This is a genomic window from Bradyrhizobium sp. HKCCYLRH3099 (assembly GCF_051167855.1).
Classification (GTDB): domain Bacteria; phylum Pseudomonadota; class Alphaproteobacteria; order Rhizobiales; family Xanthobacteraceae; genus Bradyrhizobium.
In genome coordinates this window covers 55,469-78,324 of the sequence record NZ_JBNPTW010000020.1, presented here as the reverse complement: position 1 = coordinate 78,324, position 22,856 = coordinate 55,469, and the positions used below count along the sequence as shown (strand labels likewise).

At 66.6% G+C, this 22,856-nt stretch carries 17 protein-coding genes; 5 read left to right on the top strand and 12 right to left on the bottom strand.

Annotation, left to right across the window (positions count from 1 at the left end; translation table 11 throughout):
- The first annotated feature begins 87 nt into the window (after positions 1-87).
- Complete coding sequence (locus ACQR1Y_RS29140) at positions 88-1,248, top strand: ABC transporter substrate-binding protein (RefSeq protein WP_434859526.1); 1,161 nt, start codon at positions 88-90, stop codon at positions 1,246-1,248.
- A gap of 38 nt (positions 1,249-1,286) precedes the next feature.
- On the opposite strand, the gene ACQR1Y_RS29135 is transcribed toward ACQR1Y_RS29140, so the two are convergent.
- The 7 genes from ACQR1Y_RS29135 to murJ all read right to left on the bottom strand — a co-directional run bounded on the left by ACQR1Y_RS29135 (position 1,287) and on the right by murJ (position 10,710).
- On the bottom strand, positions 1,287-2,207 hold the full coding sequence (locus tag ACQR1Y_RS29135; protein ID WP_434879094.1) for a c-type cytochrome: 921 nt from the start codon (positions 2,205-2,207) through the stop codon (positions 1,287-1,289).
- Positions 2,208-2,345: 138 nt separating this feature from the next.
- Complete coding sequence (locus ACQR1Y_RS29130; protein ID WP_434859524.1) at positions 2,346-2,798, bottom strand: c-type cytochrome; 453 nt, start codon at positions 2,796-2,798, stop codon at positions 2,346-2,348.
- A 132-nt stretch (positions 2,799-2,930) separates the two neighbouring features.
- Entirely contained in the window at positions 2,931-5,240 is a 2,310-nt protein-coding gene (locus tag ACQR1Y_RS29125; RefSeq protein WP_434879093.1) for a xanthine dehydrogenase family protein molybdopterin-binding subunit, read from the bottom strand.
- Between the two features lie 210 nt (positions 5,241-5,450).
- A complete protein-coding gene (locus ACQR1Y_RS29120) occupies positions 5,451-6,416 on the bottom strand; it encodes a DUF1775 domain-containing protein (protein WP_434879137.1) in 966 nt (321 codons plus the stop codon).
- 50 nt (positions 6,417-6,466) lie between these two features.
- Positions 6,467-8,641: a TonB-dependent receptor family protein gene (locus tag ACQR1Y_RS29115; RefSeq protein ID WP_434879092.1), complete on the bottom strand. Its 2,175-nt coding sequence runs from the start codon at positions 8,639-8,641 to the stop codon at positions 6,467-6,469.
- Between the two features lie 41 nt (positions 8,642-8,682).
- Positions 8,683-9,066 carry a DUF2946 family protein gene (locus tag ACQR1Y_RS29110; protein WP_434879091.1) on the bottom strand — a complete coding sequence of 128 codons (384 nt, stop codon included), beginning with the start codon at positions 9,064-9,066 and terminating at the stop codon, positions 8,683-8,685.
- A gap of 114 nt (positions 9,067-9,180) precedes the next feature.
- Entirely contained in the window at positions 9,181-10,710 is a 1,530-nt protein-coding gene (gene murJ / locus ACQR1Y_RS29105; protein WP_434879090.1) for a murein biosynthesis integral membrane protein MurJ, read from the bottom strand.
- 221 nt (positions 10,711-10,931) lie between these two features.
- On the opposite strand from murJ, the gene ACQR1Y_RS29100 reads away from it, so the two are divergent.
- From ACQR1Y_RS29100 to ACQR1Y_RS29090, 3 genes are all read left to right on the top strand, one after another.
- Complete coding sequence (locus tag ACQR1Y_RS29100; protein WP_434879089.1) at positions 10,932-11,180, top strand: type II toxin-antitoxin system RelE family toxin; 249 nt, start codon at positions 10,932-10,934, stop codon at positions 11,178-11,180.
- An 11-nt stretch (positions 11,181-11,191) separates the two neighbouring features.
- Positions 11,192-11,566: a helix-turn-helix domain-containing protein gene (locus tag ACQR1Y_RS29095; RefSeq protein WP_434879088.1), complete on the top strand. Its 375-nt coding sequence runs from the start codon at positions 11,192-11,194 to the stop codon at positions 11,564-11,566.
- Between the two features lie 308 nt (positions 11,567-11,874).
- The gene (locus tag ACQR1Y_RS29090) at positions 11,875-12,123 is read left to right on the top strand and encodes a hypothetical protein (protein WP_434879087.1); all 249 of its coding nucleotides are present in this window, start codon (positions 11,875-11,877) and stop codon (positions 12,121-12,123) included.
- Positions 12,124-12,699: 576 nt separating this feature from the next.
- Here ACQR1Y_RS29090 and ACQR1Y_RS29085 read toward each other — a convergent pair.
- Both ACQR1Y_RS29085 and ACQR1Y_RS29080 read right to left on the bottom strand, forming a co-directional pair.
- Positions 12,700-13,848: a DegT/DnrJ/EryC1/StrS family aminotransferase gene (locus ACQR1Y_RS29085; protein ID WP_434879086.1), complete on the bottom strand. Its 1,149-nt coding sequence runs from the start codon at positions 13,846-13,848 to the stop codon at positions 12,700-12,702.
- Between the two features lie 48 nt (positions 13,849-13,896).
- Positions 13,897-14,898, bottom strand: a complete 1,002-nt coding sequence (locus ACQR1Y_RS29080) for a Gfo/Idh/MocA family protein (protein WP_434879085.1) — start codon at positions 14,896-14,898, stop codon at positions 13,897-13,899.
- A gap of 347 nt (positions 14,899-15,245) precedes the next feature.
- Between ACQR1Y_RS29080 and ACQR1Y_RS29075 the strand changes: the two genes are divergently transcribed.
- Positions 15,246-15,959, top strand: coding sequence for a DUF1223 domain-containing protein (locus ACQR1Y_RS29075; RefSeq protein ID WP_434879084.1), 714 nt, complete (start codon positions 15,246-15,248; stop codon positions 15,957-15,959).
- Between the two features lie 7 nt (positions 15,960-15,966).
- Here ACQR1Y_RS29075 and ACQR1Y_RS29070 read toward each other — a convergent pair whose 3' ends face one another.
- From ACQR1Y_RS29070 to ACQR1Y_RS29060, 3 genes are all read right to left on the bottom strand, one after another.
- A complete protein-coding gene (locus tag ACQR1Y_RS29070) occupies positions 15,967-18,186 on the bottom strand; it encodes a tetratricopeptide repeat protein (RefSeq protein WP_434879083.1) in 2,220 nt (739 codons plus the stop codon).
- 81 nt (positions 18,187-18,267) lie between these two features.
- The gene (locus tag ACQR1Y_RS29065; RefSeq protein ID WP_434879082.1) at positions 18,268-20,490 is read right to left on the bottom strand and encodes a tetratricopeptide repeat protein; all 2,223 of its coding nucleotides are present in this window, start codon (positions 20,488-20,490) and stop codon (positions 18,268-18,270) included.
- 90 nt (positions 20,491-20,580) lie between these two features.
- A complete protein-coding gene (locus ACQR1Y_RS29060; protein ID WP_434879081.1) occupies positions 20,581-22,800 on the bottom strand; it encodes a tetratricopeptide repeat protein in 2,220 nt (739 codons plus the stop codon).
- Positions 22,801-22,856 lie beyond the last annotated feature (56 nt).

The following is a 22,856-nucleotide window of genomic DNA, read 5'->3' as shown; positions in this document are numbered from 1 at the left end:
CAAGCGCGGATGCATCCTTAGCGAGGTCTTCATTCAAACGCGCTTAGGATGAGGTGTCATGTGGCCACCCGTGCATCGAAGATCGCAATGAACTGGCTTTCAACCTTCAAGACGTCCATCGCTCTCGTGCTGCTCGCCGCCGCGCTGCCCCTGGGGTCTGCGCGCGCCGACGAGCTCGGCGTCACCAATGACTCGATCCTGTTCGGCCAGGTGGCGGCGCTGGAAGGCCCGTCGGCCGCGCTGGGCCAGGCGGCCCGCCAGGGCCTGCTGGCGGCCTTCAGCGAGCTCAATGCCAAGGGCGGCGTCTACGGCCGCAGGCTGAAGCTCGCGAGCCGCAACGACGGCTACGACCCGGACCGGTCGGTGGTGGAGACCATCAAGCTGATCTATGAGGACAAGGTGTTCGCGCTGATCGGCGCCGTGGGCACGCCGACCGCGATGGCGACCGCGCCGATCGCGGCCTCCAACGACGTGCCCTTCATCGGCCCGGTGTCCGGCGCCGAATTCCTGCGCGCGCCGGAATTCCAGAACATCGTCAACATTCGCGCCAGCTACGCGGCGGAGGCCGAGGCCTCGATCAAGCATCTGACCGAGGATCTCCGTCTCACCCGGATCGCGATCTTCTATCAGGACGACGCGTTCGGCCGTGACGTGCTGGCCGGCGTCAAGACCCATCTCGACAAACGCGGTCTCGAACTCGCGGCCGAGGGCACCTTTGAACGCAATACGCGCGCCGTCGGCGCCGCGCTCAAGGTCATCCGGCGCGCCGAGCCGGAGGCGGTGATCCTGGTCGGCACCTACGGCCCCTGCGCCGAGTTCATCAAGATGGCGCATCGCTCGGGCTTCAACCCGACCTTTGCCGCCGTCTCCTTCGTCGGCGGCAATGCGCTCGCCAAGGAGCTCGGCCCTGAAGGGCGCGGCGTTATCGTCTCCGAAGTAGTACCGTTCCCGTGGGACACCGACCGGCGCGTCGTCGCCGACTACCAGGCGGCTATGAAGACGCTCGACCCGAGCCAGACGCCCGATTTCATCGGGCTGGAGGGCTACATCACCGGCCGCCTGGTGGCGCGCGCGCTTGCGATGACCGGGCCGAACCCGACCCGGGCGGAGCTGCTGCGGATCATCAACGATGTCGGCCAGTTCGACATCAGCGGCCTCGTCGTCAGCTTCGGCAACGCCCGCAAGGACAATCCGCCGCAGGTGTCGCTGACCGTGATCCAGGGCGACGGCAGCTTCAAGCCGATCTGAGCCCGCGAACCGTCAGCTCGCAGGCTCAGTTCGCAGGTTCAGTTCGTAGATTTCTTGGGCTTCGGCGGGCCTTCGACCGGCGGCAGCGATTTGAGATAGACCGCCATCGCCTTGCGATCCTCGGGCGTGAGCTGCGAGGTGTTGCGGATCACGCGGGCCATCGATCCGCCGGCGCTGTCGCCATTGGGCAATTGCCCGGTCTCCAGGAAATAGCTGATATCGCTCTCGCTCCAGTCCGACAGGCCCTTCTGGGTGATGTTCGGCACGAAGCCCCGGCCTTCCGGATCGGGGCCGCCGGCGAGTCGCTGCGCCGTCTTGATGCCGCCGAGCGGGTTGCGCGGGCTGTGACACTCGGCGCAATGGCCGAAGGTATTGACCAGGTAGGCGCCGCGATTCCATTCCGCCGAGCGCGAGGCGTCCGCGACAAACGGCTTGTCGTCGAAGAACAGGAGCTTCCACACGCCGACGGTGCGGCGGATGTTGAACGGGAATGGCAGCTCGTGCGGCCGCGAGGCGCCGCTGACCGGCGGCAGCGTCTTCATGTAGGCGAACAGGTCCCTGACGTCGTCGACCTTCGCCGCCGCATAAGAGGTATAGGGGAACGCCGGATAATAGTGGCTGCCGCCCGGCGACACGCCGCGCACGACCGCGTTGACGAAGTCTACCTCGCTCCAGCGCCCGATGCCGTCGTTCGGGTCGGGCGAGATGTTGGGCGCATAGAAGGTGCCGAACGGCGATTCCAGCGGCAGGCCGCCGCCGAGCTTCAAACGGTCGGGCTGGTTGGGCACGGCGTGACAGGACGCGCAGCCGCCGATGTTGAACATCTCCTGGCCGTTGGCCAGATCCGGCGCGCGCGTCGCGGCCGCAAGCGCGATCATCGACGGCCGGGTGAGCCACCAGAATACCGCAAGACCGGCGACGCCGAGCACACACAAGGCAAGCAGGAGGCGTCGGTACATGGTGGCTCCGTCACTGCGGGGAGGATGGCGATCGATCCGGCGGCTTGCGGATACGCCCGCGAGAATAAGACGCCTGTCACGGACAAACAAACGGGGGCGAACGCGTCGCCGCGTCCGCCCCCTCGAACTTGCGTCAGATCAGCTGTTCTTGAGACGGAAGGTCTCGTGGCAGCCGCCGCATTCCTTACCGATCGCCGGCGCGGTCGCCTTGAGGCTGTCGAGATCCTTGATCTTGGCCTTGGCCTCGGTGACGACCTTGGCGAAGCTCTCGATCTTGGCGTCGAAGCCGGCCTTGTCTTCCCAGATCTTCGGCGACGGGGCGTAATCACCCTCGAACTTCGCGCCCTTCAGGCTGGCCGGATACATCGTCGGCAGCTTCTTGGCGGTATCTTCGAGCACGGCCAGAGCGGCATTGACGGCGGCCTGGTCATACGGCTTCTCGCCCTTGACCATCGCGATCAGCACACCGCCGAGGTTCTTGGCGTTCGCCTTCATGATGTCCTGGCTCTGCTTGACCAGGTTGTCCTGTGCCATCACGGCGCCGGCCCCGAGCAGCAACGCTGCTGCTGCCACCACGACAGTCCGCTTCATCAATTCGCTCCTTTGTTGTCACAATCCCGTCCAGCCCACCCGGACGGGTCGCGCCTGTTTGGTCAACCCCTGCCTCGGCGGGTTATTCCGGAATTGAGGCGGATATCGGAGAGGTCCACTGGGAGAGGGTACTCAGAGACTGTGACGGCGATGCTGCTCCCGGATCGCGATCCAGACCCGCTCGGGCGTCGCCGGCATGTCGATATGGTCGATCTTGTACTCGCGCCACAGCGCTTCGACGATCGCGTTGACCACCGCCGGGCACGAGCCGATCGCCCCCGCCTCACCCGCGCCCTTGACGCCCATCGGGTTGGTCTTGCAGGGCACGTTGTGCGTCTCGAAGGTGAAGGTCGGCGCATCAGCCGCGCGCGGCAGCGCGTAGTCCATGTAGCTGCCGGTGACGAGCTGCGCATCCGAGTTGCTGTAGACCACCTGCTCCATCAGCGCCTGCCCGATGCCCTGCACCGCGCCGCCATGCACCTGGCCGGCGAGCAGCAGCGGGTTCAGCGTCACACCGAAATCGTCGACGATGACGTAGTTGACGATTCTGATGATGCCGGTCGCCGGATCCAGTTCGATCTCCGCGACATGGGTGCCGTTTGGATAGGTGCCGTCGGCGCTGGCGAAGGTGGCACTGCCGGCGAGCTTGGCTGGATCGACGCCCGGACGCTTGGCGAGATCGGCGAAGGAGATCGACCGGTCGGTGCCTGCGACGCGGATCACGCCATCGGCAATCTCGAGGTCGCCCAAGCCCGCTTCGAGCGCTTCGGCCGCGATCTGCTTGAGCTTGTCACCAAGCTCATGCGTGGCACGCTGCACGCTGACGCCGCCCGACGGGATGGACGCTGAGCCGCCGGTGCCGAGGCCCGTCGGAACCTGCGCGGTGTCGCCCTGGTGGATGTGGACGCGCTCCGGCGGCAGGCCGAACTGCTCGGCGACGATCTGCGCGTAGGCGGTCTGATGCCCCTGCCCGCTCGACTGCGTGCCGATCAGGATCGTCACGTCGCCGTTCGGGTCGAGCTTCACATGGGCGGTCTCCTCGCCCATCGTGCCGCACACCTCGACATAGCTCGCGAGCCCGATGCCGCGGACAAGACCATTCTTCTTGGCCGCCTTGGCGCGCTTGGAAAAATCCTTCCACTCCGCGATCTCCATCGCGCGCTTGAGATGCGCGTTGAAGTCGCCGGAGTCGTAAACCTTGCCGGTCGCGGTCTTGTAGGGCAGCGCGCGCGGCGGGATGAAGTTCTTGCGCCTGATAGCATCGACCGACATGTCGAGCTTGCGCGCGCAGGCATCGACCAGGCGCTCGACGACATAGGCCGCCTCGGGTCGGCCGGCGCCGCGATAGGCATCGACCGGCACGGTGTGGGTGAAGATCGTGCGCACGCGGCAATGGAAGGCCTGGATGTCGTAGAGGCCCGGCAGCATGCCGGCGCCGCCGTGCGGGATGTAGGGCGCGAAGGTCGAGAGATAGGCGCCCATGTCGCCCATCAGATCGACGTCCATCGCGAGGAACTTGCCGTCCTCGGCCAGCGCCATCTTCGCGGTGGTGACGTTGTCGCGGCCCTGCGCGTCGCCCATGAAATGCTCGGAGCGGTCGGCGGCCCAGCGCACCGACTTGCGCAGCCGCTGCGCGGCGACCGCGACCAGCGCATATTCCCGGTACGGAAACAGCTTTGTGCCGAAGCCGCCGCCGACATCCGGGCAGATCACCCGCATCTTCTCGGTCGGGATCTTCAGCACGTTCTGGCAGAGAATGTCGCGCAGCCGGTGGCTGCCCTGGCTGCCCGCCGTCAAGGTGAGGTGATCGCGCTTGGTGTCGTATTCGCAGACCGCGGCGCGCGTCTCCATGAAGCTCGCGACCACGCGCGGATTGACGATGCGGATCTCGGCCACCGCATGCGCCTTCGCGAACGCCGCCTCGGTCGCCGACTTGTCGCCGATCGAGACGTCGAACAGCACGTTGTTCTTGTGATCGGCCCACACCTGCGGCGCGCCCGGCTTGATCGCGTTGACGACGCCAGTGACCGCTGGAAGCGTCGTCCACTCGACCTTGATCGCCTCGAGCGCGTCGCGCGCGTGATCGAGCGTATCGGCGACGACGAAGGCCACGGCATCACCGACATGACGCACCTCGTCCTTGGCGAGGATCGGATAAGGCGGCGCGGTGAACGGATCGGTCTCGAGGTTGAACAGGCACGGCAGGCCGCCGAGTTCCGCGGTGTCCTCGGCGGTCAGAATCAGCGCCACGCCCGGCAGCAGCCGCGCCGCGGCGACGTCGATCGTGAACTTGGCATGCGCCTGCGGCGAGCGCAGCACCAGCGCATGCAGGGCGGCGGATGGCGCGAGATCGTCGGTATAGCGGCCCTTGCCGCGAATCAGCGCGTCATCCTCTTTGCGGAGAACGCTTTGTCCCATACCGAACTTGATTGGAGCTGCCATCTGGTTTCTCGTCCCGCTTCGTTTTGGCGATGTTGGCGCCATATTGCAGCGGAACGCGAGCCCGCGCAAACGGCATATCGGCCGCAGGGGACCACGAACGGTCAACTCTCGTCGGGTCGACGCCCGGCTCGCACCGGATCACGTGATATTGCATTGCAATGGACGCTCCAGCGCACGGTCCGGCGCCGGAGCCCCTGCCCTATCGGGCCATCAATGATGCGCGTGCTCCGCCTTGGCGCCGTCCTGCTGACCACCGGGCGCCTGGGCGCCGACGCCGAGCACGTCGAGCAGCACCGCCATCTTGCCGGCGCGCTCGAACTGCAAGGTCACAGGAACAGACTTGCCCTCGACCAGCGGCGCCTTCAGGCCGGTGAGCATCAGATGAATGCCGCCTGACGTGAGCGTGACCGTCTGCCCTGCGGGGATCGGCAGGCCGCCCTCGATCGGCCGCATCACCATGACGCCGTCGCGCGTCGACATCTCATGGATCTCGACGCTGTCGGCGATGTCGGCACTGGCCGCGATCAGGCGATCCGGCTCACGGCCCGTATTGGTGAGCGAGAGATAGCCGGCGCCGACCTTGGCGCCCCCTGGCGTGGCGCGGCTCCAGCCGGACGACACGATGATGTCGCCCTTGGCGACACCGCGCGGCGGCGGCTCGGCCGACGTCAGCCGCAACAGTGGCGCGGGATATTTCAGCGCATGCGGATCCTGGCCGGGCGCGGCGAGCTCGACCCATTTCGCCGTGCCCTTCTCGCAGTCCTGGACCGCAGCGATGGGCAGGACATCACCGGGCTTGAACGTGTCGGCCACGAATCCCGTGAAGGTGAACTCGTCGTAGTAGCCGTCCTCCAGCCGGCCGCTCCAGCTGATCTCCTTGACCCCTTCGCTGAGCTGCGCGCCGTGGAAGAAACTGTAGGCTCGCGCGTAAGCGCCCTTCTTGACCTCGATGGTCCAGCCCGGCTTCGGCATCGGCTTGATCGCGATCAGGCCTTCCGGCACCTGCACGGTCAGCCGCACGGTCGCTGCGCCCTCGCAGCCATGCGGCACGGCGAGCACGGCCTTGAACGTCTTGCCGATGCGCGCCTCCGGCTTGTCGAGCACGACATGCGCCTGCGCCGGGACGCTGCCGATCGTAGCGGAGAGAGCGGCGAGGCCGACCAGGATCGATTTCACGAGAGTGGTCCTTTGCGAAGGTGTGGTGTGATCGCGCATGCTGCAGCTCCTCACAATTTGTAGCGGAGGCCGGCATAGACGCCGCGGCCATTGCCGGGGTTGAACAGCGTCGACGTCGGCGTGGCGCGATCGATGATGCTGGTGGTCGCGATATACGCCTTGTTGGCGAGGTTGCGCCCCTCGAGATAGGCGGAGAAATTCTTGCCGTCGTCATAGGTCGCCTTCAGGCCCCACTGCAGATAGGGGTCCGTGGAGAGGGTGTTGGCGCTGTCGACGAAATAGGATTGCGGCACCCACTCGATGTTCGGCCCGAAGGCGAAGCCCGCCGGATGCTTGTACAGCAGCTCCGCGCGCAGGAAGTGCGGCGGCGCGCCCGGCAGGCGGTTGTTGCCCCAGGTCGCGTCGTTGCTGTAGCGGAAGTCGTTATAGGTGTAGGCGAGGTTGAGCCAGACGCGGTCGGGCGCATCGCTCTTTACCGCGAGCCCCTTCAGAAGGCTGAGGCCGAGCCCGGCCTCGATGCCCTGATGCATCGTCTTGTCGGCATTGGTGACGTTGCAATTGCCGAACGACGAATAGAAGCATTGCAGCTCGTTCTGGATATCGGCGTGGTAGAGCGCAAAATCCCAGGTGACGTCGGGCCGCCGGCCGCGCGTGCCGATCTCATAGGTCGTCGCGGTCTGCGCCTTGATGTCGTAGAAGCGCACCAGCGCGCCCCTGCCCTCGCCGAAGCTCGGCGCCTCGCCGCTGCGCGAGATGTTGGCGAACACCTGCCAATTCGGATCGATGTCCCAGAGCACGCCGATCTTGGGGCTGGCGAGGTCATAGCTGGCGCGGCCCGCGGCGTCGCCGTTGAGCGTGAAATTGACCTGCTGGCTGCGGACGGCATGCAGGAACTGCGCACCGGCGATCAGCGAGACGCTCGGCAGCGCGTACCAGGCATTCTCGGCATACAGCGTGTAGTTCTCCGGATTCTGGGTCAACGAGGACATCTGCATGCCCTTGTTGCCGCCGGTGTTGACGAACTGGTTGGCATCCGTGGTGCCGTTCTGGATGTTCAGCCCGACCGTGAAGCGGTTGCGATGGCCGCCGATCTCGCGATCGTCCACCGCGCGCACGAAGCCGCCATAGTCGTGATAGCGATAGTCGAGCCACTGGAAGATCGGATGCATCAGATGCCGGTCGACGGCGAACACGCCGAACTCGACATCGGTGTTGTCGAGATGGATCGTCGACTTGTTGGCGACGCGCACCGTGTCGATGTTGCGCTGCCAGTCGTTGAGCACATTGTTGGCCGCGGCCGTCTGCGGCGAGTTGAGCGCGCTGGTCTTGCTCACCTCGCCCGGGATACGCTGCCGCACCGAGTTGGCGTTGAGATAGAAGCGTGTCTCGAAATCGGGCGAGACCTGGTAGCCGAGATTGGCGCTGCCGCGCTCGGACGTGCCCCAGCTGTGGTCGCGATAGCCGTCGACGCGCGACGCCGAGCCGGTCACGAAATAATCGGCCGCGCCATACACGCCTCCAGTGGAGGCTTGGCCGCGCAGGAAGCCGAACGCGCCGCCATCGAGTCGGCTCTCGAACGCCGAGGCGTCGCGCCCGGTCGGCGTGACGAAGTTCACGGCGCCGCCGAGCGAATTGGCGCCGTAGCGCAGCGCATTGGCGCCCTTGTAGACCTCGACATAGCGATAGGCGGTCGGATCGATCTCCTGGAAATCGCCGTAGCCGTCGGCGGTGTTGATCGGGATGCCGTCGAGATAGAGTTGCGTGCCGCGCAGATGGAAGTTGCGCGACAGGCCGGAGCCGCGAATCGACAGCCTCGTGTCGTCACCCCATTTCGGCTGAGCGAACACGCCGGGCACGTAGTCGAGCACGTCCTTGATGGTCTGCGCCGCGCCAGTCTTGAACGCGGTATCGGGCACGACGGCCACCGCACCCGGCGTCTGCTGGATACGCTGGGTTGCCGTTTGCGTGTTCGGCGAAGTCCGACTCGGCGCCGGACCGGCGGGAGCCGCCGCGGCCGTCTGCGGTGCGGCGGCTGATCGCGGCGCGCGCGCTCTCCGCGTGGACGGATCATTGCCGGCGGGCCTCGCCGGACGCGACGCTGCGGGCCTGGCCGGGTCGACATTGACCGTCGGCAGATTGCTTGGCTCGCGGGCTTGCGAGAAACAGGGAGATGACAACGTGACGAGGCACGTCGCCGCGCAAAGCGCGGTTACGGAACGGGACATGATGAACCTCTGGACGAACGAAACCTGACGACAAACGGCGATCAGGCGTTCGCGGGAGGTCCTTGCGACAAACGGGGTTCACGGAGGCGGGAATCGCGCGCAGCCCAGGCGGCGAAGCTGGCAAGCCTCAGCTCGCGGGCGCTGCGCAGAAGCAGCGCGGCGACCGGTGTCGGCACCGGCGCGGCGTGGGCGGCGAAGGCGCAGACCGCGCAGAAGTCCTTATGCAGGACGGCCGAGTCCGGCGCGCTGGTGCCGTGGACGGTCCCATCGATGTCGGTGCAGATCACGCCGAGATCGTTGGCGGCAGCGGCCGCCATCTGCGCCGACATCGCGCCGGCGAGCACCATCTGCAACGCGATGAGATAGGCGGCCAGAATGCCGACCGTCCTCCTCGCCCAATGTGCAGTGCCTCGCCGTCGCGTCACGAATGATCTCCCCGTGCGCGACAATATTCGCGGGGCCGCAGTGGCGCAAGGCATAACAGATGCGCGCACGATCTCATCAGTTCGCGCGCACGCGTCTCATGCTGCGCGCAGGCCTCAGCGGCGCACCAGCGCCTTGAGCCAGCGCAGGCCGAACAGCCCGAGAATGGCGGCGGCATAGATCACGGCGCCGACCGCGATCAGCAGGCCCAGCATGGCCTCGTCCTGCACGCGGCCGAGGAAAGTCAGATGCGGCGTTGCCAGGACAACCGTCAGCCACAATGCCGCCGCAAGCAGGACGCCGGTGGCCGCAAATTTCAGCAGCGACGCGCTGAGACGGCGATCGACCACGAGATAGCGCTTGTGTACGGCGAAGCCGAGCACCAGCAGCAGATTGATCCAGGCGCCAACGGCGGTGGCCAGCGCCAGGCCGACCTGGGCCAGCGAGCCCATCAGCAGCACCTTCAGCACGACGTTGACCGTCAGTCCGGTGAGCGAAGCCTTGACGGGCGTCGCCGTATCCTTGCGCGCGTAGAACGTCGAGACCGCGCTGCGGATCATCACGAAGGGAATGAGCCCGACGGCGTAGGCGGCGAGCGTCGCGCCGGCCGCCGCGGCATCCCCCTTGGTGAAGGCGCCGCGCGCGAACATCGCGCGCGTGATGACGTCGGGCACGGCGAGGAAGGCGGCGACGAACGGCACCGAGAACAACAGCGTGAACTCGAAGGCGCGGCGCTGCTGCTCCATCGCGCCCTGGTGATCACCCGCCGTCAGCCGCCGCGACATTTCCGGCAGCAGCACCGTGCCGATGGCGATGCCGATCACCCCGATCGGCAGTTGGTTGAGACGGTCGGCGTAATACAGCGCCGAGATCGCGCCTGCCGGCAGGAACGTCGCGATGATGGTGTCGGCGAACATCGCGACCTGCGTGCCCATCGATCCCAGGGTCGCCGGCCCCAGCGCCTTGAAGAAGGCGCGGATGTCGTCATCGAGCTTGAGCGGCGCAAACCGCGGCAGCCCGCCATGGCGCGCGAGATCGCCGGCCAAGAGAAAATATTGCAGGAAGCCGGAGATCAGCACGCCCCAGGCTGCCGCATGGCCCGCGTTCGGAAAGAACGCCGCCAGCGCCAAGGTCAGCATCATCGCGAGATTGAGGAAGATCGATGCCGCCGCAGCGCTGGCAAAGCGCTGCATGACGTTGAGCATGCCGCCATACAGCGTCACCAGGGTGATCAGCAGCAGGTACGGAAAGGTGATCCGCGTCAGCGTGATCGCCATCTCGCGCTGCGCGGGATCGTCGGTGAAGCCCGGCGCCAGGATCGTCATCGCCTGCGGCATGAACACCCAGGCGAGGATCAGCAGCACCACCTGCGAGGCCAACAGCAAGGTGAATATCCGGTCGGCAAACAGGCTCGCCGACGCCGGCCCCTTCTCGCCATGAACATGCGCATAGGCGGGAACAAAGGCGGCGTTGAACGCGCCTTCGGCGAAGATCGCCCGGAAATGGTTCGGCAGCCGGAACGCAATGAAGAACGCGTCGGCGACCGGCCCGGCGCCAAGAATCGCCGCCAGCATGATGTCGCGGGCAAAGCCGGTGAGTCGCGACAGCAGCGTATAGCCGCCGACGGTGAAGATACGTCCAAGCATGGGGGGCTTGTAGAGGATCGGGGGCGGAGTTTGAAGCGGGACGTCCGCGCTCCCACTTGCGGCCCAGATGTGGCGTTCGCTGCACCAACTCTCCAACGCGCGAGGAGCCGGCGGCTCGTCAGCCATCATCGAGCATTGCTGGAAACGAGCCTCGAAGACATGATCGGCTGCTACGATCATCTCAAATGAGTTGATCGATATCTCAATATGAGATATTCGTCATGAAAGCGATCGTCTACACCGCCGCCGCGAGACGGGCCCTTCGCGGGCATGCGAATCGCGCCGAGTTGATCTTGGCGAAGATCGAGCAATATGCGGCTGCGCCAGAAACGCAGGCGAACAACGTCAAGAAGCTCAGGGGATGTCTCGACTATCGGTTGCGCGTCGGAGATTTCCGGGTCGTCTTTTCGGAGACCAAGGACACCATCACGATCCACGACATCGGGCCGCGCGGCGGCATCTACGATTGAGAGGCGACACCATGACCAAGGTGCAGAAGATTACGTCGCCGAACGGCGAGGAGATGGTGCTGATGTCGGTCGCCGAATATGAGCGGCTGATCGAAGCGGCGGAGGATCTGCGAGACAGCGAGATCGCGGAGCGCTCGCGCCGCGAGATCGAGGCCGGCACAGAGGAGTTGCTAACCCACGGCGAGGTGACGGAGATGTTGGCCGCGAAGTCCCCCCTCGCCTTCTGGCGCAAGAAGCGCGGCCTGACTCAGGCCGCACTCGCCAAAGCCACAGGCGTTGCGCAAGGCTTCCTTTCCGAAATCGAAGCGGGACAAAAGCCGGGCACCGCCGCGACGCTGAAAAAGATCGCCGATGCATTGCGGATCACGGTGGATGATTTGATATAGATCGGCACGTGGGGCTGATGCCGGCGTCACCAATCCAGATTGACGGCAGCGGAATAGAATTCCGATAAAAATAAATCTATTGCGCTTTTGTGGAAATCATGATTATCTCCCGCCATCCCGCCTCATCGCAGAGGGGCGTTGCGCGCGATCGTCACGACACGCGAGGTGGGGAGGCGATGGCCGTGGGAGCTCGCAGCATGTCCTCCGGGGCGTGCGGACGAACGGGCGCTCACGGACGGTCAAGTCGCGTGGTCCTGGCCTCCCGAAGCTGAGGTCAAGTTCGCGCTGGTGCTGACAGCACGGCGCTGATGACGGTGGCCAACGAGCCGGGCACCGGGGAGATCGCGAAGCAGCCGGAAGCCCATCGCGCAGGGAATGCCGGAATGTCGGCTGCACCTGTGGTACCTGCCGCCTGCATTCTTTTTCGCAGGCGGGCCATGGGTGAGGCCTTCACCCGGCATTCCCTGCGCCCTCTGCACTCGTGCGAGGGCGAGTTGATCGCAGACCTCGGGCATGATGTGCCGCGAGAACGCGCCGTCATGTCGTTCGCTGTTTGAGATGTAAATCAGACTACGAGCCACACGGCCGTAGGATGGGCAAAGCAGCCGCCCGCAGGGCGGCCGCGTGCCCACCGTGCATCGGCATCGGTGGTGAGAATCGTGGGCACGGCGCGCTAGAGTTCAGCGAAACAAGCACATAGATGGGCGCGCCTTTGCCCACCCTGCGGACTCGGACGCGAGATGAGGCCACATGTCTCACCAGCGTCATTGCGAGCGCAGCGAAGCAATCCAGAGTCACGCGCGCGGCCCTGGATTGCTTCGCTGCGCTCGCAATGACGGCGAATATGCCGATCCTACGTCCGCACGAATGATACCGGTAAGAAGCCCGGACGCCCCCCTCACCCACCGTCGTCATCCCGGACAAGCCTGCCGGCGCGAAGCGGCGGCGGGCGCCGATCCGGGATCCATACGCCGTGGCAGACGTGTTGAGAAAAAGGCCGATGACCAGCCTGCCTCAAACCGCTTCCTGGGGGTATGGGTCCCGGCGCCGCGTGCGCAATTGCGCACTAGGCCGGGACGACACTGGTGTGTGGGGCTGCCGGTAGGGGGCAGATCAGTTCAGCGCGTGCGGTCTCAGGCCAGCGCGCCGCGCACGACGTCGATGATGCGGGCTTGCGTCGCCTCGTCCAGATAGGCGTGCATCGGCAGGCTGATGACATCGGCCGAGAGCTGTTCGCTGACCGGCAGGCCGCCGTCGGCGCTCGGGAAGATGCGGTACGCGGTCTGCTGGTGCATCGACTTCGGATAGTACACCATGGTCGGGATGCCCTGCGCCTTCAGCGCGGCGGCGAAGGTGTCGCGGTCGACGCCCTTGGGCAGGCGGATGGTGTATTGCGCCCAGACCGAGGTGCAGCCCTCGACGAGGCGCGGCACCTTGACGACATCGGCCAGCGCCACCTTGTAGCGCTCGGCCACCTTGTTGCGGGCCGTGATCTCGTCCTCGAAGATCCTGAGCTTCTCGATCAGGATTGCGGCCTGGATGGTGTCGAGCCGCGCGGTGAGGCCGAGGCGGACGTTGTCGTATTTGTCGCTGCCGCCGCCATGGGCGCGCACGCTGCGCAGGCGCTCCAGCAGGCCGGCATCGTCGGTGAGGATGGCGCCGCCGTCGCCGAAGCAGCCGAGCGGCTTGGCCGGATAGAAGCTGGTGGCGGTGGCGAGACCGAAGGTGCCGATGCGGCGGCCCTTGTAGCTGGCGCCAAAGCCTTGGGCAGCGTCGTCGAGCACGAACATGCCTTCGTCCGCGGCGATCGCGGCGACGGAGTCATGATCGGCGGCTTGGCCGAACAGATCGACCGGGATGACCGCCTTCGGCTTCAGGCCGAGCCGCTTCGCGGTGGCGATGCCGCGGCGGAGCGAGGCCGGATCGATGTTGAAGGTGTCTTCCAGCACGTCGACGAACACCGGCGTGGCGCCGGTCAGCGCCACCGACTCGCCGGTGGCGCAGAAGGTGAAGGACGGGCACAGCACGGCATCGCCCGGGCCGATGCCCTGGGCCATCAGCACCATCAAGAGCGCGTCGGTGCCGCTGGAGCAGCTCACGGCATATTTGGCGCCGCAGAACTCAGCGAGCTCCTTCTCGAGCTGGATGACCTCGGGGCCGCCGAGAAACTGGCAATGCGCGAGCACGCGGGCGACCGCGTCATCGAGCGATTGGCCGAGCCGCTGGCGCTGCGCGGCGGTGTCGATGAACGGAATGGGCTGATGACGCAAATGCTGGTTCATGAGCTCTACAACGTTGCGAAATTGGAAAGGGGTGGAGCGGACGCGCGCCTAGCCGGCCGCGCGGAGCTTGGCGGCCTCGGCCGGACGATGGCTGGAGGTCTCCAGGCACTGCGTGGCGATCGCGAGGCTGGCGACGCCCTCGTCGCCGGTGACGGCCGGCGAGGTGCCGGAGCGCACCGCGTGCAGGAAGGCGATCAGCTCGGCGCGCAGCGGCTCGTCATGGCCGACCGGCAGATGCCGCATCGAGTAGCTGCCGTCCGGCTTGAAGCCGAAGCATTCGGTGACCTGGCGGGTCAGCAGGTCGCCCATGATGTACTTGCCGCGCGTCGCGACCGTGACGTTGCGCGCCTTGAACGGCGTCAGCCAGTTGGTGTTGATGTGGGCGAGCACGCCGGAGGCGGTGCGGAACTGCAGCAGCGCGATGTCCTCGCGCTCGGCCACCGCGCTCGACAGCTGCGGCTGCACCTCGACGATATCAGACTCGGTGAACCAGCGGATCAGGTCGATGTCGTGCACGGCGAGGTCGATGACGACGCCGACATTGGACATGCGAGGCGGGAACGGGCCGACGCGGGTGATGGCGATCGACAGGATGTCCTCGCCGGCGATCGCCTTCTTGATCGCGGCCACCGCCGGGTTGAAGCGCTCGACATGGCCGATCATCAGGGTGACGCCGGCGCGATGCGCGGCCGAGACGATCTCCTTGCCCTCTTCGACCGTCGAGGCGATCGGCTTCTCGACGAGCAGATGAACCTTACGGGCGATGCAGGCGAGCGCGAGCTCATGGTGCAGGTGAGTTGGGGCGGCGATGGTGACCGCGTCGACGCCCTCGGCGGCGAGCTGATCGAGGCTCTCGAAGGTCGGACAGTTCGCAAGCTGGGTGACGCGATCGCGATGCGCCGGCAGCGGATCGACCACGCCGACGAGATGGACATCGGGGAGACCTGCGAGCACGCGGGCATGGTTGCTGCCCATCACGCCGGCTCCGATGACGCCAACGCGCAGCGCCTGTCTCAGATCGGCCTTGTGGCCCGCCCCCTTGGAACTCATGTCTCTCGACCCCATCGATGTCACGGAATGGCCATAACAGTTAATGAACTGCAAATCAGCCGGACGAAGCTCTCCTAGCATGGCGCTTCCGGCGAGGCGAATGCCGAAAGCCTTTTCAGGACACGATTTGATTCAGAAAGTTACATCGGAGGAGAACGAAAAGCGGAGCAGTTTGAAGGGCCTGCAGCGGGCCCTTCGCGTGTGGCAGTGGTCTTGCTCAACGATCGCGACAGGCCGCGCAGACATGGGATGAACGCGTTCACGCCTGCGTGTAGGCCGCGTACCGAGGTAACGCGATGGATCGCCCCGGCGAAGACAGAGCCATGTCACATCGCGGGAGAAAGCCCATGACCATCCGCCTCGCCTCGTTTCGCCACGCTTGGCACCTCGCCCTGCTGCTGGCGTCGTTCGCGCCCTGGGCACCGTCGGCCGCTGCCGCGGCGGAGCGGCCGGTGGTGATCGAGCTGTTCACCTCGCAGGGCTGCTCCTCCTGTCCGCCGGCCAATGCGTATCTCAACGAGATGGTGCGGCAGCGACGCGACGTGCTACCGCTGGCCTTCCACGTTACCTACTGGGATCGCCTGGGCTGGAAGGACCCGTTCTCACTGCAGGCGGCGACCGATCGCCAGGCCCGCTATGGCAGCCGCTTCGGCGACGGCTCCTACACGCCGGAGATCGTGATCGACGGGGTGACCAGCCATATCGGCTCCAACAGGGCCGAGATCGGGCCAGCGATCGACCGCGCCAAGGGCGCGAGCACGACGGCGGCGAGCGTCAGGCTCGCGCGCAACGGTGACAAGCTCACGGTCGATGTCGGTGGCGGTGAAGGACGCGGCCGCGTGCTGCTGGTCGGCTTCGACCGCCGCCACGAAACGCCGATCCGCCGCGGCGAGAATGGCGGCCGCACGCTGGAGGAGCTGAACGTCGTGCGGTCGGTGCGCTCGCTCGGCGAGTGGAGCGGAGCGGCGCTGCGCCTCACCGAGTCGATGCCGGAGGGCGAGGATGCCGCCGTCCTGCTCGAAGCGCCGGACGGACGCATCGTCGGCGCTGCGCGGTTGTAGCCCGAGGTCAGGAGGAGGAGCAGAAACTGCGCCAGAACTGACGATAGCCCTCCTCGACCTCGCGGGTGTAGGTCTCGACGTTGCCGGCCGCGGAATTGGCCGCCATCGCCGGCAGCGCCGCGCGCAGCTTCGCGAGTTCCCCGGGCGCCGCGGCATGTTTGAGGGCGATGGCGAGATAGCTGTCGTCATCGCTCGCCACGAAGTCATCGAGACCAACCGCGACGTTGATCGCCGCGGCCGCGCGCGCGGCGGCGCCCTGCCCGAGCTTGGCGATGACCGGCACGCCGGCCTGCAGCGACTCCCAGGTGCTGACGCCGCCATTCTGCGGGAACGGATCGAGCGACATGTCGATGTTCGCGAACTGGGCGATGTGCTGGTCGCGCGTCGACAGGCCGAGGCAGGTGACGCGCTCCTGCGCGATGCCATTGTTGACGAAGCGGGCGATCAGCGCGTTGCGCACCAGCGCATCGTCGAGCGCGCCGTTCTTGATGACGATCCTCGCCTCCGGCAGCGCGCCCATAATCCGCGCCCACAGCGCCAGCGCGGGATCGGAGATCTTGTCGATGCGGTTGAAGACGCCGAAGGTGACGAAGCCGTTGCGCAGCATCGGAAGCGGCGTCGGCTGCCAGCCCTGCAGCGGGTCGGTGGTGATCACGGCCGGCAGGTCGTAGACCTGCTCGGCGAACAGCGGACGCACCGGCTCCGGGATGGTGACCGGGTCGGCGAAGAAATAGTCGATGGTCGGCAGTCCCGTGCCGGTGCCGCTGCCCCAGGCGGTGACCTGGATCGGCGCCGGCTTGCGGGCGAACACCGGCAGCCGGTTGCCGGCGGAATGGCCGGAGAGATCGACGAGGATGTCGACCTGATCGGCGTCGATCCGATCGGCGAGTTCCTCGTCCGACATCTGCCAGGCGTCGACCCAGAGGTCGGCCGCCGCGCGGCACCGCTCGGTCATCGCGTCGCGCAGCGGCGAGCAGGAGTAGCAGACGACCTTGAACGCGGCGTGGTCGTGATGGCGCAGCACCGGCAGGAAAGTCAGCGCCGCCGAATGGCTGCGGAAATCGGACGAGACATAGCCGATGGTCAGCCGCCGCTCCGGATCGCGATCACGCACGGGCGGCGGACGGCGTTCGATCGCGGCGCCGATCCGGGTCCACCATTCGCGCCTGATCGCCTGATGCTGGGCGAAGCCGGTGTCCGGCATGAAATCGAGCAGGAAGATCTTCGCAGTGATGGCATCGCCAAAGGCCGGATTGAGATCGAGCGCGCGATCGAAATGCGCAAGCCCGGTCGCGAGATCGCCCTGCTTGCAGAAGCATTCGCCGAGCCAGGTCCAGGCGACCTCGGAAGTCGGATTGAGCTCGAGCACCTTGCGGCAGGCATCCATTGCGGGGGCGATGTTGTCCCTGACGACGCTGAGCTGCGCGAAGCCGAGCAGCGCCACCTCGTGGCGCGGATCGAGCGCGAGCGCGGCCTCGAAATCGGGCATCGCCTTGTCGAAGCGTCCGGCCTGCTGATGCAGCCGGCCGCGCTGCGCCAGCACCTGCGCGGCGTTCGGCTTGATTGCGAGCGCGGCATCGAAGGCCGCCAGCGCTTCGTCGGAATGGCGGAGCGCAATGCTCGCGAGCCCCTTGCCGAACATCGCCTCCATGTGGCGCGGATTGAGCGACAGCGCCCGCTCGAAGCTCTGATTGGCCTCCGCATTGCGGGCCAGCGGCAACAGCGCCATGCCGCGATTACAATAGGCATCGGCGTAGTCGGGCTTCAGCACGATCGCGCGGTCATGCGCTGCTATCGCCTCTTCCGGCCGCCCCAGCCGCATCAGGGTGTTGCCGAGGCCGGTGAGCGCGACGAGCAAATTGGGCTTCAGCGCGATCGCACGCTCCTGGCATTTGCGCGCCTCCTCGAACCGCTTGCGGTTGAACAGCGCGAGGCCGAGATTGGACAGTGCCTCGGCATGGCGCGGCTCGATCTCGACCACCCTGGTCAGCGCCTGCTCGGCCAGCTCGAACTGGCCGCCGTCGAGCGCTGTGACGCCACGCAGATGCAGCGCATCGACATGATCCGGCAGCAGCGCCAGGATCTCACCGCAGATCGCCTGCGCCTCGGCGTGACGGCCGGACCGATAGGCGGCGACGGCGCGCGGCATCAGCTCGTCGGCCTGCTTGCGGTGCTTCTTCTGGAGCCGCGCGTTCTGAAAGGCGCGAGACCCGACATTGCTAGCCAAAGACTTGCCCCCCGAGGCAGTATGCAGATCCTGAGAACGCGACGAACATTTGCGTGGCCTCGTCCGAGGCCACCGCTTGTTTCACTCTCCGGCGCCTGCGCAATAGCGACGCCAGAACAGGCGGTAGCCCTCCTCGACCTTGTGCGTGTAGGTCGCGACATTGCCGGCAGCCGAGTTCGCCACCATCGCCGGCAGCTCGGCGCGCAGCTTGGCCAGCTCCTCCGCCCTGGAGGCCCAGCTCACGGCGAGCGCAACATAGGCATCGTCATCCCTGGCGACGAATGCGCCGAGCCCGACCGCCGAGACGATCCCGGCCGCGGCGCGCGACGCCGCGCTTCGACCGAGCTTGGCGATCACGGGCACGCCGGCCTGCAGCGATTCCCAGGTGCTGACGCCGCCATTCTGCGGGAACGGATCGAGCGAGATGTCGACCAGGGCAAACTGCGCGATCTGCTGCTCGCGCGTCGACCGGCCGAGGCAGACCACGCGCTCGGGCGCCACACCATGGGCCGCGAAGCGCGCCAGCAGGCGGTCGCGCAACAAGGGATCGTCCAGCGAGCTGCTCTTCATCACGATCCGCGAGTCCGGCAGCGCCTGCATGATCCGCGTCCAGACACTGAGCGCGGGATCGGAGACCTTGTCGAGGCGATTGAACACGCCGAAACTCACATGGCCGTTGCGCAGCATCGGCAGCGGCGTCGGCACGAGGCCGGGCAAGGCTTCGGTGGTGATCACGGCGGGCAGATCGTAGACCTGCTCGGCGAACAGAGGGCGCACGGCCTCCGGCACCGTCACGGGATCGGCGAAGAAGTAGTCGATGGTCGGCATCCCCGTGCCGGTGCCGCTGCCCCAGGCCGTCACCTGAACCGGCGCGGGCTTGCGGGCGAACAACGGCAGCCGGTTGCCGGCCGAGTGACCGGAGCAATCGACCAGGATATCGACGCCGTCAGCCTCGATCTGATCGGCGAGCTCATCGTCGGAAAATTGCGAGGCATCGATCCAGACGTCGGCACAGGCGCGGAACTGCGAAGTCACGGCGTCATTCACGGGAGAGCAGGCGTAGCAGCAGATGCGGAACGCCTGCCGGTCGGCATGCTTCAGAACCGGCAGATAGGTCAGCGCCGCGGAGTGATTGCGGAAGTCCGACGAGACGTAGCCGATCGTCAGCCGCCGCTCCGGATCGCGGTCGCGCGGCGGCGGCGCTCGGCGCGCGATGTGGCTGCCGATGCGCTGCCACCATTCGCGCCTGACCGCCTGATGCAGCTCGAAATCCGCATCGGGCAGGAATTCGAGCGTGAAGATCTTCGCAGTCATGGCCTCCGGAAAGTCGGGCCTGATCTCCAGCGCGCGATCGAAATGCGCAATGGCGGCGTCCAGCTCACCCTGCTTGCCGAAACAGATGCCGAGCCACAGCCAGGCATCTTCGGAGCGCGGATTCTGCTCCAGCACCTTGCGGCAGCCATCGACGGCCTGGGCGATGTCGGTGAAGTGGTCGAGCTGCGCCTTGCCGAGCAGCGCAATCTCCAGCATCGGATCGCGCGCCAGCGCCGCCACGTAGTCCGCCTTGGCGAGGTCGAAGCGCCCAGCCATCTGATGCAGGCGGCCACGCTGCGCGAGCACCAGCGGCGCACCCGGCCTGATCGCGAGCGCGGCATCGAAGCAAGCGAGCGCCTCCGCCAGATGGCGCTGCTCGAGGCTGAGCAGCCCCTTGCCGAACAGCGCCTCCATGTGACGCGGATTCAGCGACAGCGCACGGTCGAAGCTCTGGATCGCCTCGGCGTTGCGGTTGAGCGGCAGCAGCGCCATGCCGCGATTGCAATAGGCGTCGGCATAGTCCGGCTTCAGCGCGATGGCGCGGTCATGCGCGGCGATGGCCTCGTCAGGACGTCCAAGACGCATCAGCGTGTTGCCGAGCCCGGTCAGCGCGACCAGCAGATTCGGCTTCAGCGCGATCGCCCGCTCCTGGCATTTGCGGGCGTCCTCGAAGCGCTTGCGGTTGAACAGCGCCAGCCCGAGATTGGACAGCGCTTCGGCATGACGCGGCTCGATCTCGACCGCCTTCGTGAGCGCCTGCTCGGCTAGATCAATCTCGCCGCTGTCGAGCGCGACGACGCCGAGCAGATGCAGCGCGTCGAAATGGTCGGGCAGCAGCGCCAGGATCTGGCCGCAGATTGTCTGCGCTTCGGCCCGCCGGCCGGCGCGATAGGCCGCGACCGCGCGCGGCAGGAGATCATCGACCTGCTTGCGATGCTTCTTCAGCAGCCGCGCGGTCTGAAAGGCGCGCGAACCGACATTGCTTGCCACGAGTGGCCTCCAGGGGGTGACGCATTAGCACTCACTCGAACAATGGGACGCGTGAACAGGGAGAGGACAGTGAACGCGAACGCAGGACCGTCAGCCAGCGGCACAATAGTCGCGCCAGAACTGGCGATAGCCGTCCTCGACCTTGCGCGTGTAGGCCTCGACATTGCCGGCGGCGGAGTTCGCGACACGCGCCGGCAGTTCGGCCCTGACACGCGCCAGCGCCTCGGGATCAGCCGCATGCTTGAGCGCGGTCGCGATGTAGCCGTCATCGTCCTCGGCGACCCAGTCGTCGAGCCCGATCGCCTTCACGATCGCGCCGCCGGCGCGCGAGGCGGAGCTGTTGCCGAGCTTCGCCACGACGGGCACGCCGGCCTGCAGCGATTCCCAGGTGCTCACGCCGCCATTCTGCGGGAAGGGATCGAGCGAGATATCGATCTCCGCGAAGGCTGCGATGTGCTCCTGCCGCATCGACGATCCCAGGCAGGTCAGCCGGCTTTCGACGATGCCGTGCGCCACAAAGCGCGAGATCAGTCCGTCGCGCAGGAAAGCATCGTCGAGCGCCCCGTTCTTGATGATGATGCGGGCGTCGGGAAGCGCGCGGAGCAGTGCGGCCCAGACAGTCAGTACATGATCGGAGATCTTGTCGACCCGGTTGAACACGCCGAAGGTGACGTGGCCGTTGCGCAGCATCGGCAGCGGCGTCGCCTGCGCGCCGGGCAGCGGATCGGTCGTGATCAGCGCCGGAAGATCGTAGACTTTTTCCGCAAACAACGGCCGCACCGCCTCCGGCACCGAGACCGGATCGGCGAAGAAGTAGTCCATGGTCGGCAATCCCGTGCCGGTCGCATTACCCCAGGCCGTGACCTGGATCGGCGCGGGCTTGCGCGCGAACACCGTGAGGCGGTTGCCGGCCGAGTGGCCGGAGAGGTCGACGAGGATGTCGACCTGATCGGCCTGGATGCGGTCGGCGAGTTCGTCGTCGGACATCTGGGCGGCATCGACCCAGATGTCGGCCGTCGCCCTGCACTGCTCGGTGACGGAATCCAGCTGCGTCGAGCACGAGTAGCAGACGACCTTGAAGGCGGCGTGGTCGTGATGGCGCAGCACCGGAAGGAAGGTCAGCGCCGCCGAATGGCTGCGGAAGTCCGACGACACGTAGCCGACCGTGATGCGGCGGTCTGGATTGCGGTCGATGGAGGCGAACTGGCGCTGGGGGATGCGCGCGCCGATGCGTTCCCACCATTCGCGCCGGACCGCCTGATGCACGGCGACGTCGGCGCCGGGATAAAAATCGAGCGCGAAGATCTTCTTCAGGATGGCATCCTCGAAATCCGGCTTGATCTCGAGGGCGCGGTCGAAATGCTGGATGGCGCCGGCGGTATCGCCCTGCTTGGCGAGACAGGTGCCGAGCCAGATCAACGCCACCTCGGACCTCGGGTTCTGCTCGAGCACCCGCTTGCAGGCGACCATCGTTGGCGCAATCCGCTCGGTCAGGACGCAGACATGCGCCTTGCCGAGCAGTGCAGACTCCTGCCCGGGATCGACCGCCAGCACAGCATCGAAATCCGCCTCGGCCTCCGTGAACCGTGCCATCTGCACGTAGAGCCGGCCGCGCTGCGCGATCACGGCGGCCGCTCCCGGCTTGAGCGCGAGCGCCGCATTGAAGGCCGCCAGCGCCGGCTCGAGGTGCCGCAGATTGATGCTGACGAGCCCCTTGCCGAACATCGCCTGCATGTGGCGCGGCGCCAGGGCCAGTGCGCGATCGAAACTCTGCCTTGCCTCCTCGTTGCGCAGCAGGAGCAGTTGCGCCATGCCCCGGTTGCAATAAGCGTCGGCGAAGTCGGCCTTGAGCGCGATGGCGCGGTCATGCGCTTCGATCGCCTGCGCGAACAGCTGCATGTTCATCAAGGTGTTGCCCAGGCTGGTCCAGGCCGTCGCAAAGGTCGGCTTGAGCGCGACGGCGCGCTCCTGCACCGCGCGCGCCTCCTCGTAGCGCTTCAGGCTGAACAGCACGAGGCCGAGATTGGAAAGCGCCTCGGCGTTGCGGGGCTCCACGGCGACGGCACGAGTGAGCGCCTGCTCCGCGAGATCGAACCGGCCGCTGTCGAGCGCGGAGGCGCCCAGCAGGTGGAGAGCGTCGAAATGATCGGGTACGAGGCCGAGCGCCTGGCCGCAGATGGCCTGGGCCTCCGCGTGCCGGCCCGCGCGATAGGCCTCGACGGCCTTCGGCATCAGGCCATCGGCCTGCTTGCGGTTCTTCTTCTGCAGGCGCGCGTTCTGGAACGCGCGCGATCCGATCGTGCTTTGCAACGAAGCTCTCCGGCGGGCTGATCCGGGGCTATCTAGCACGGCTCGCCTGATTCGCG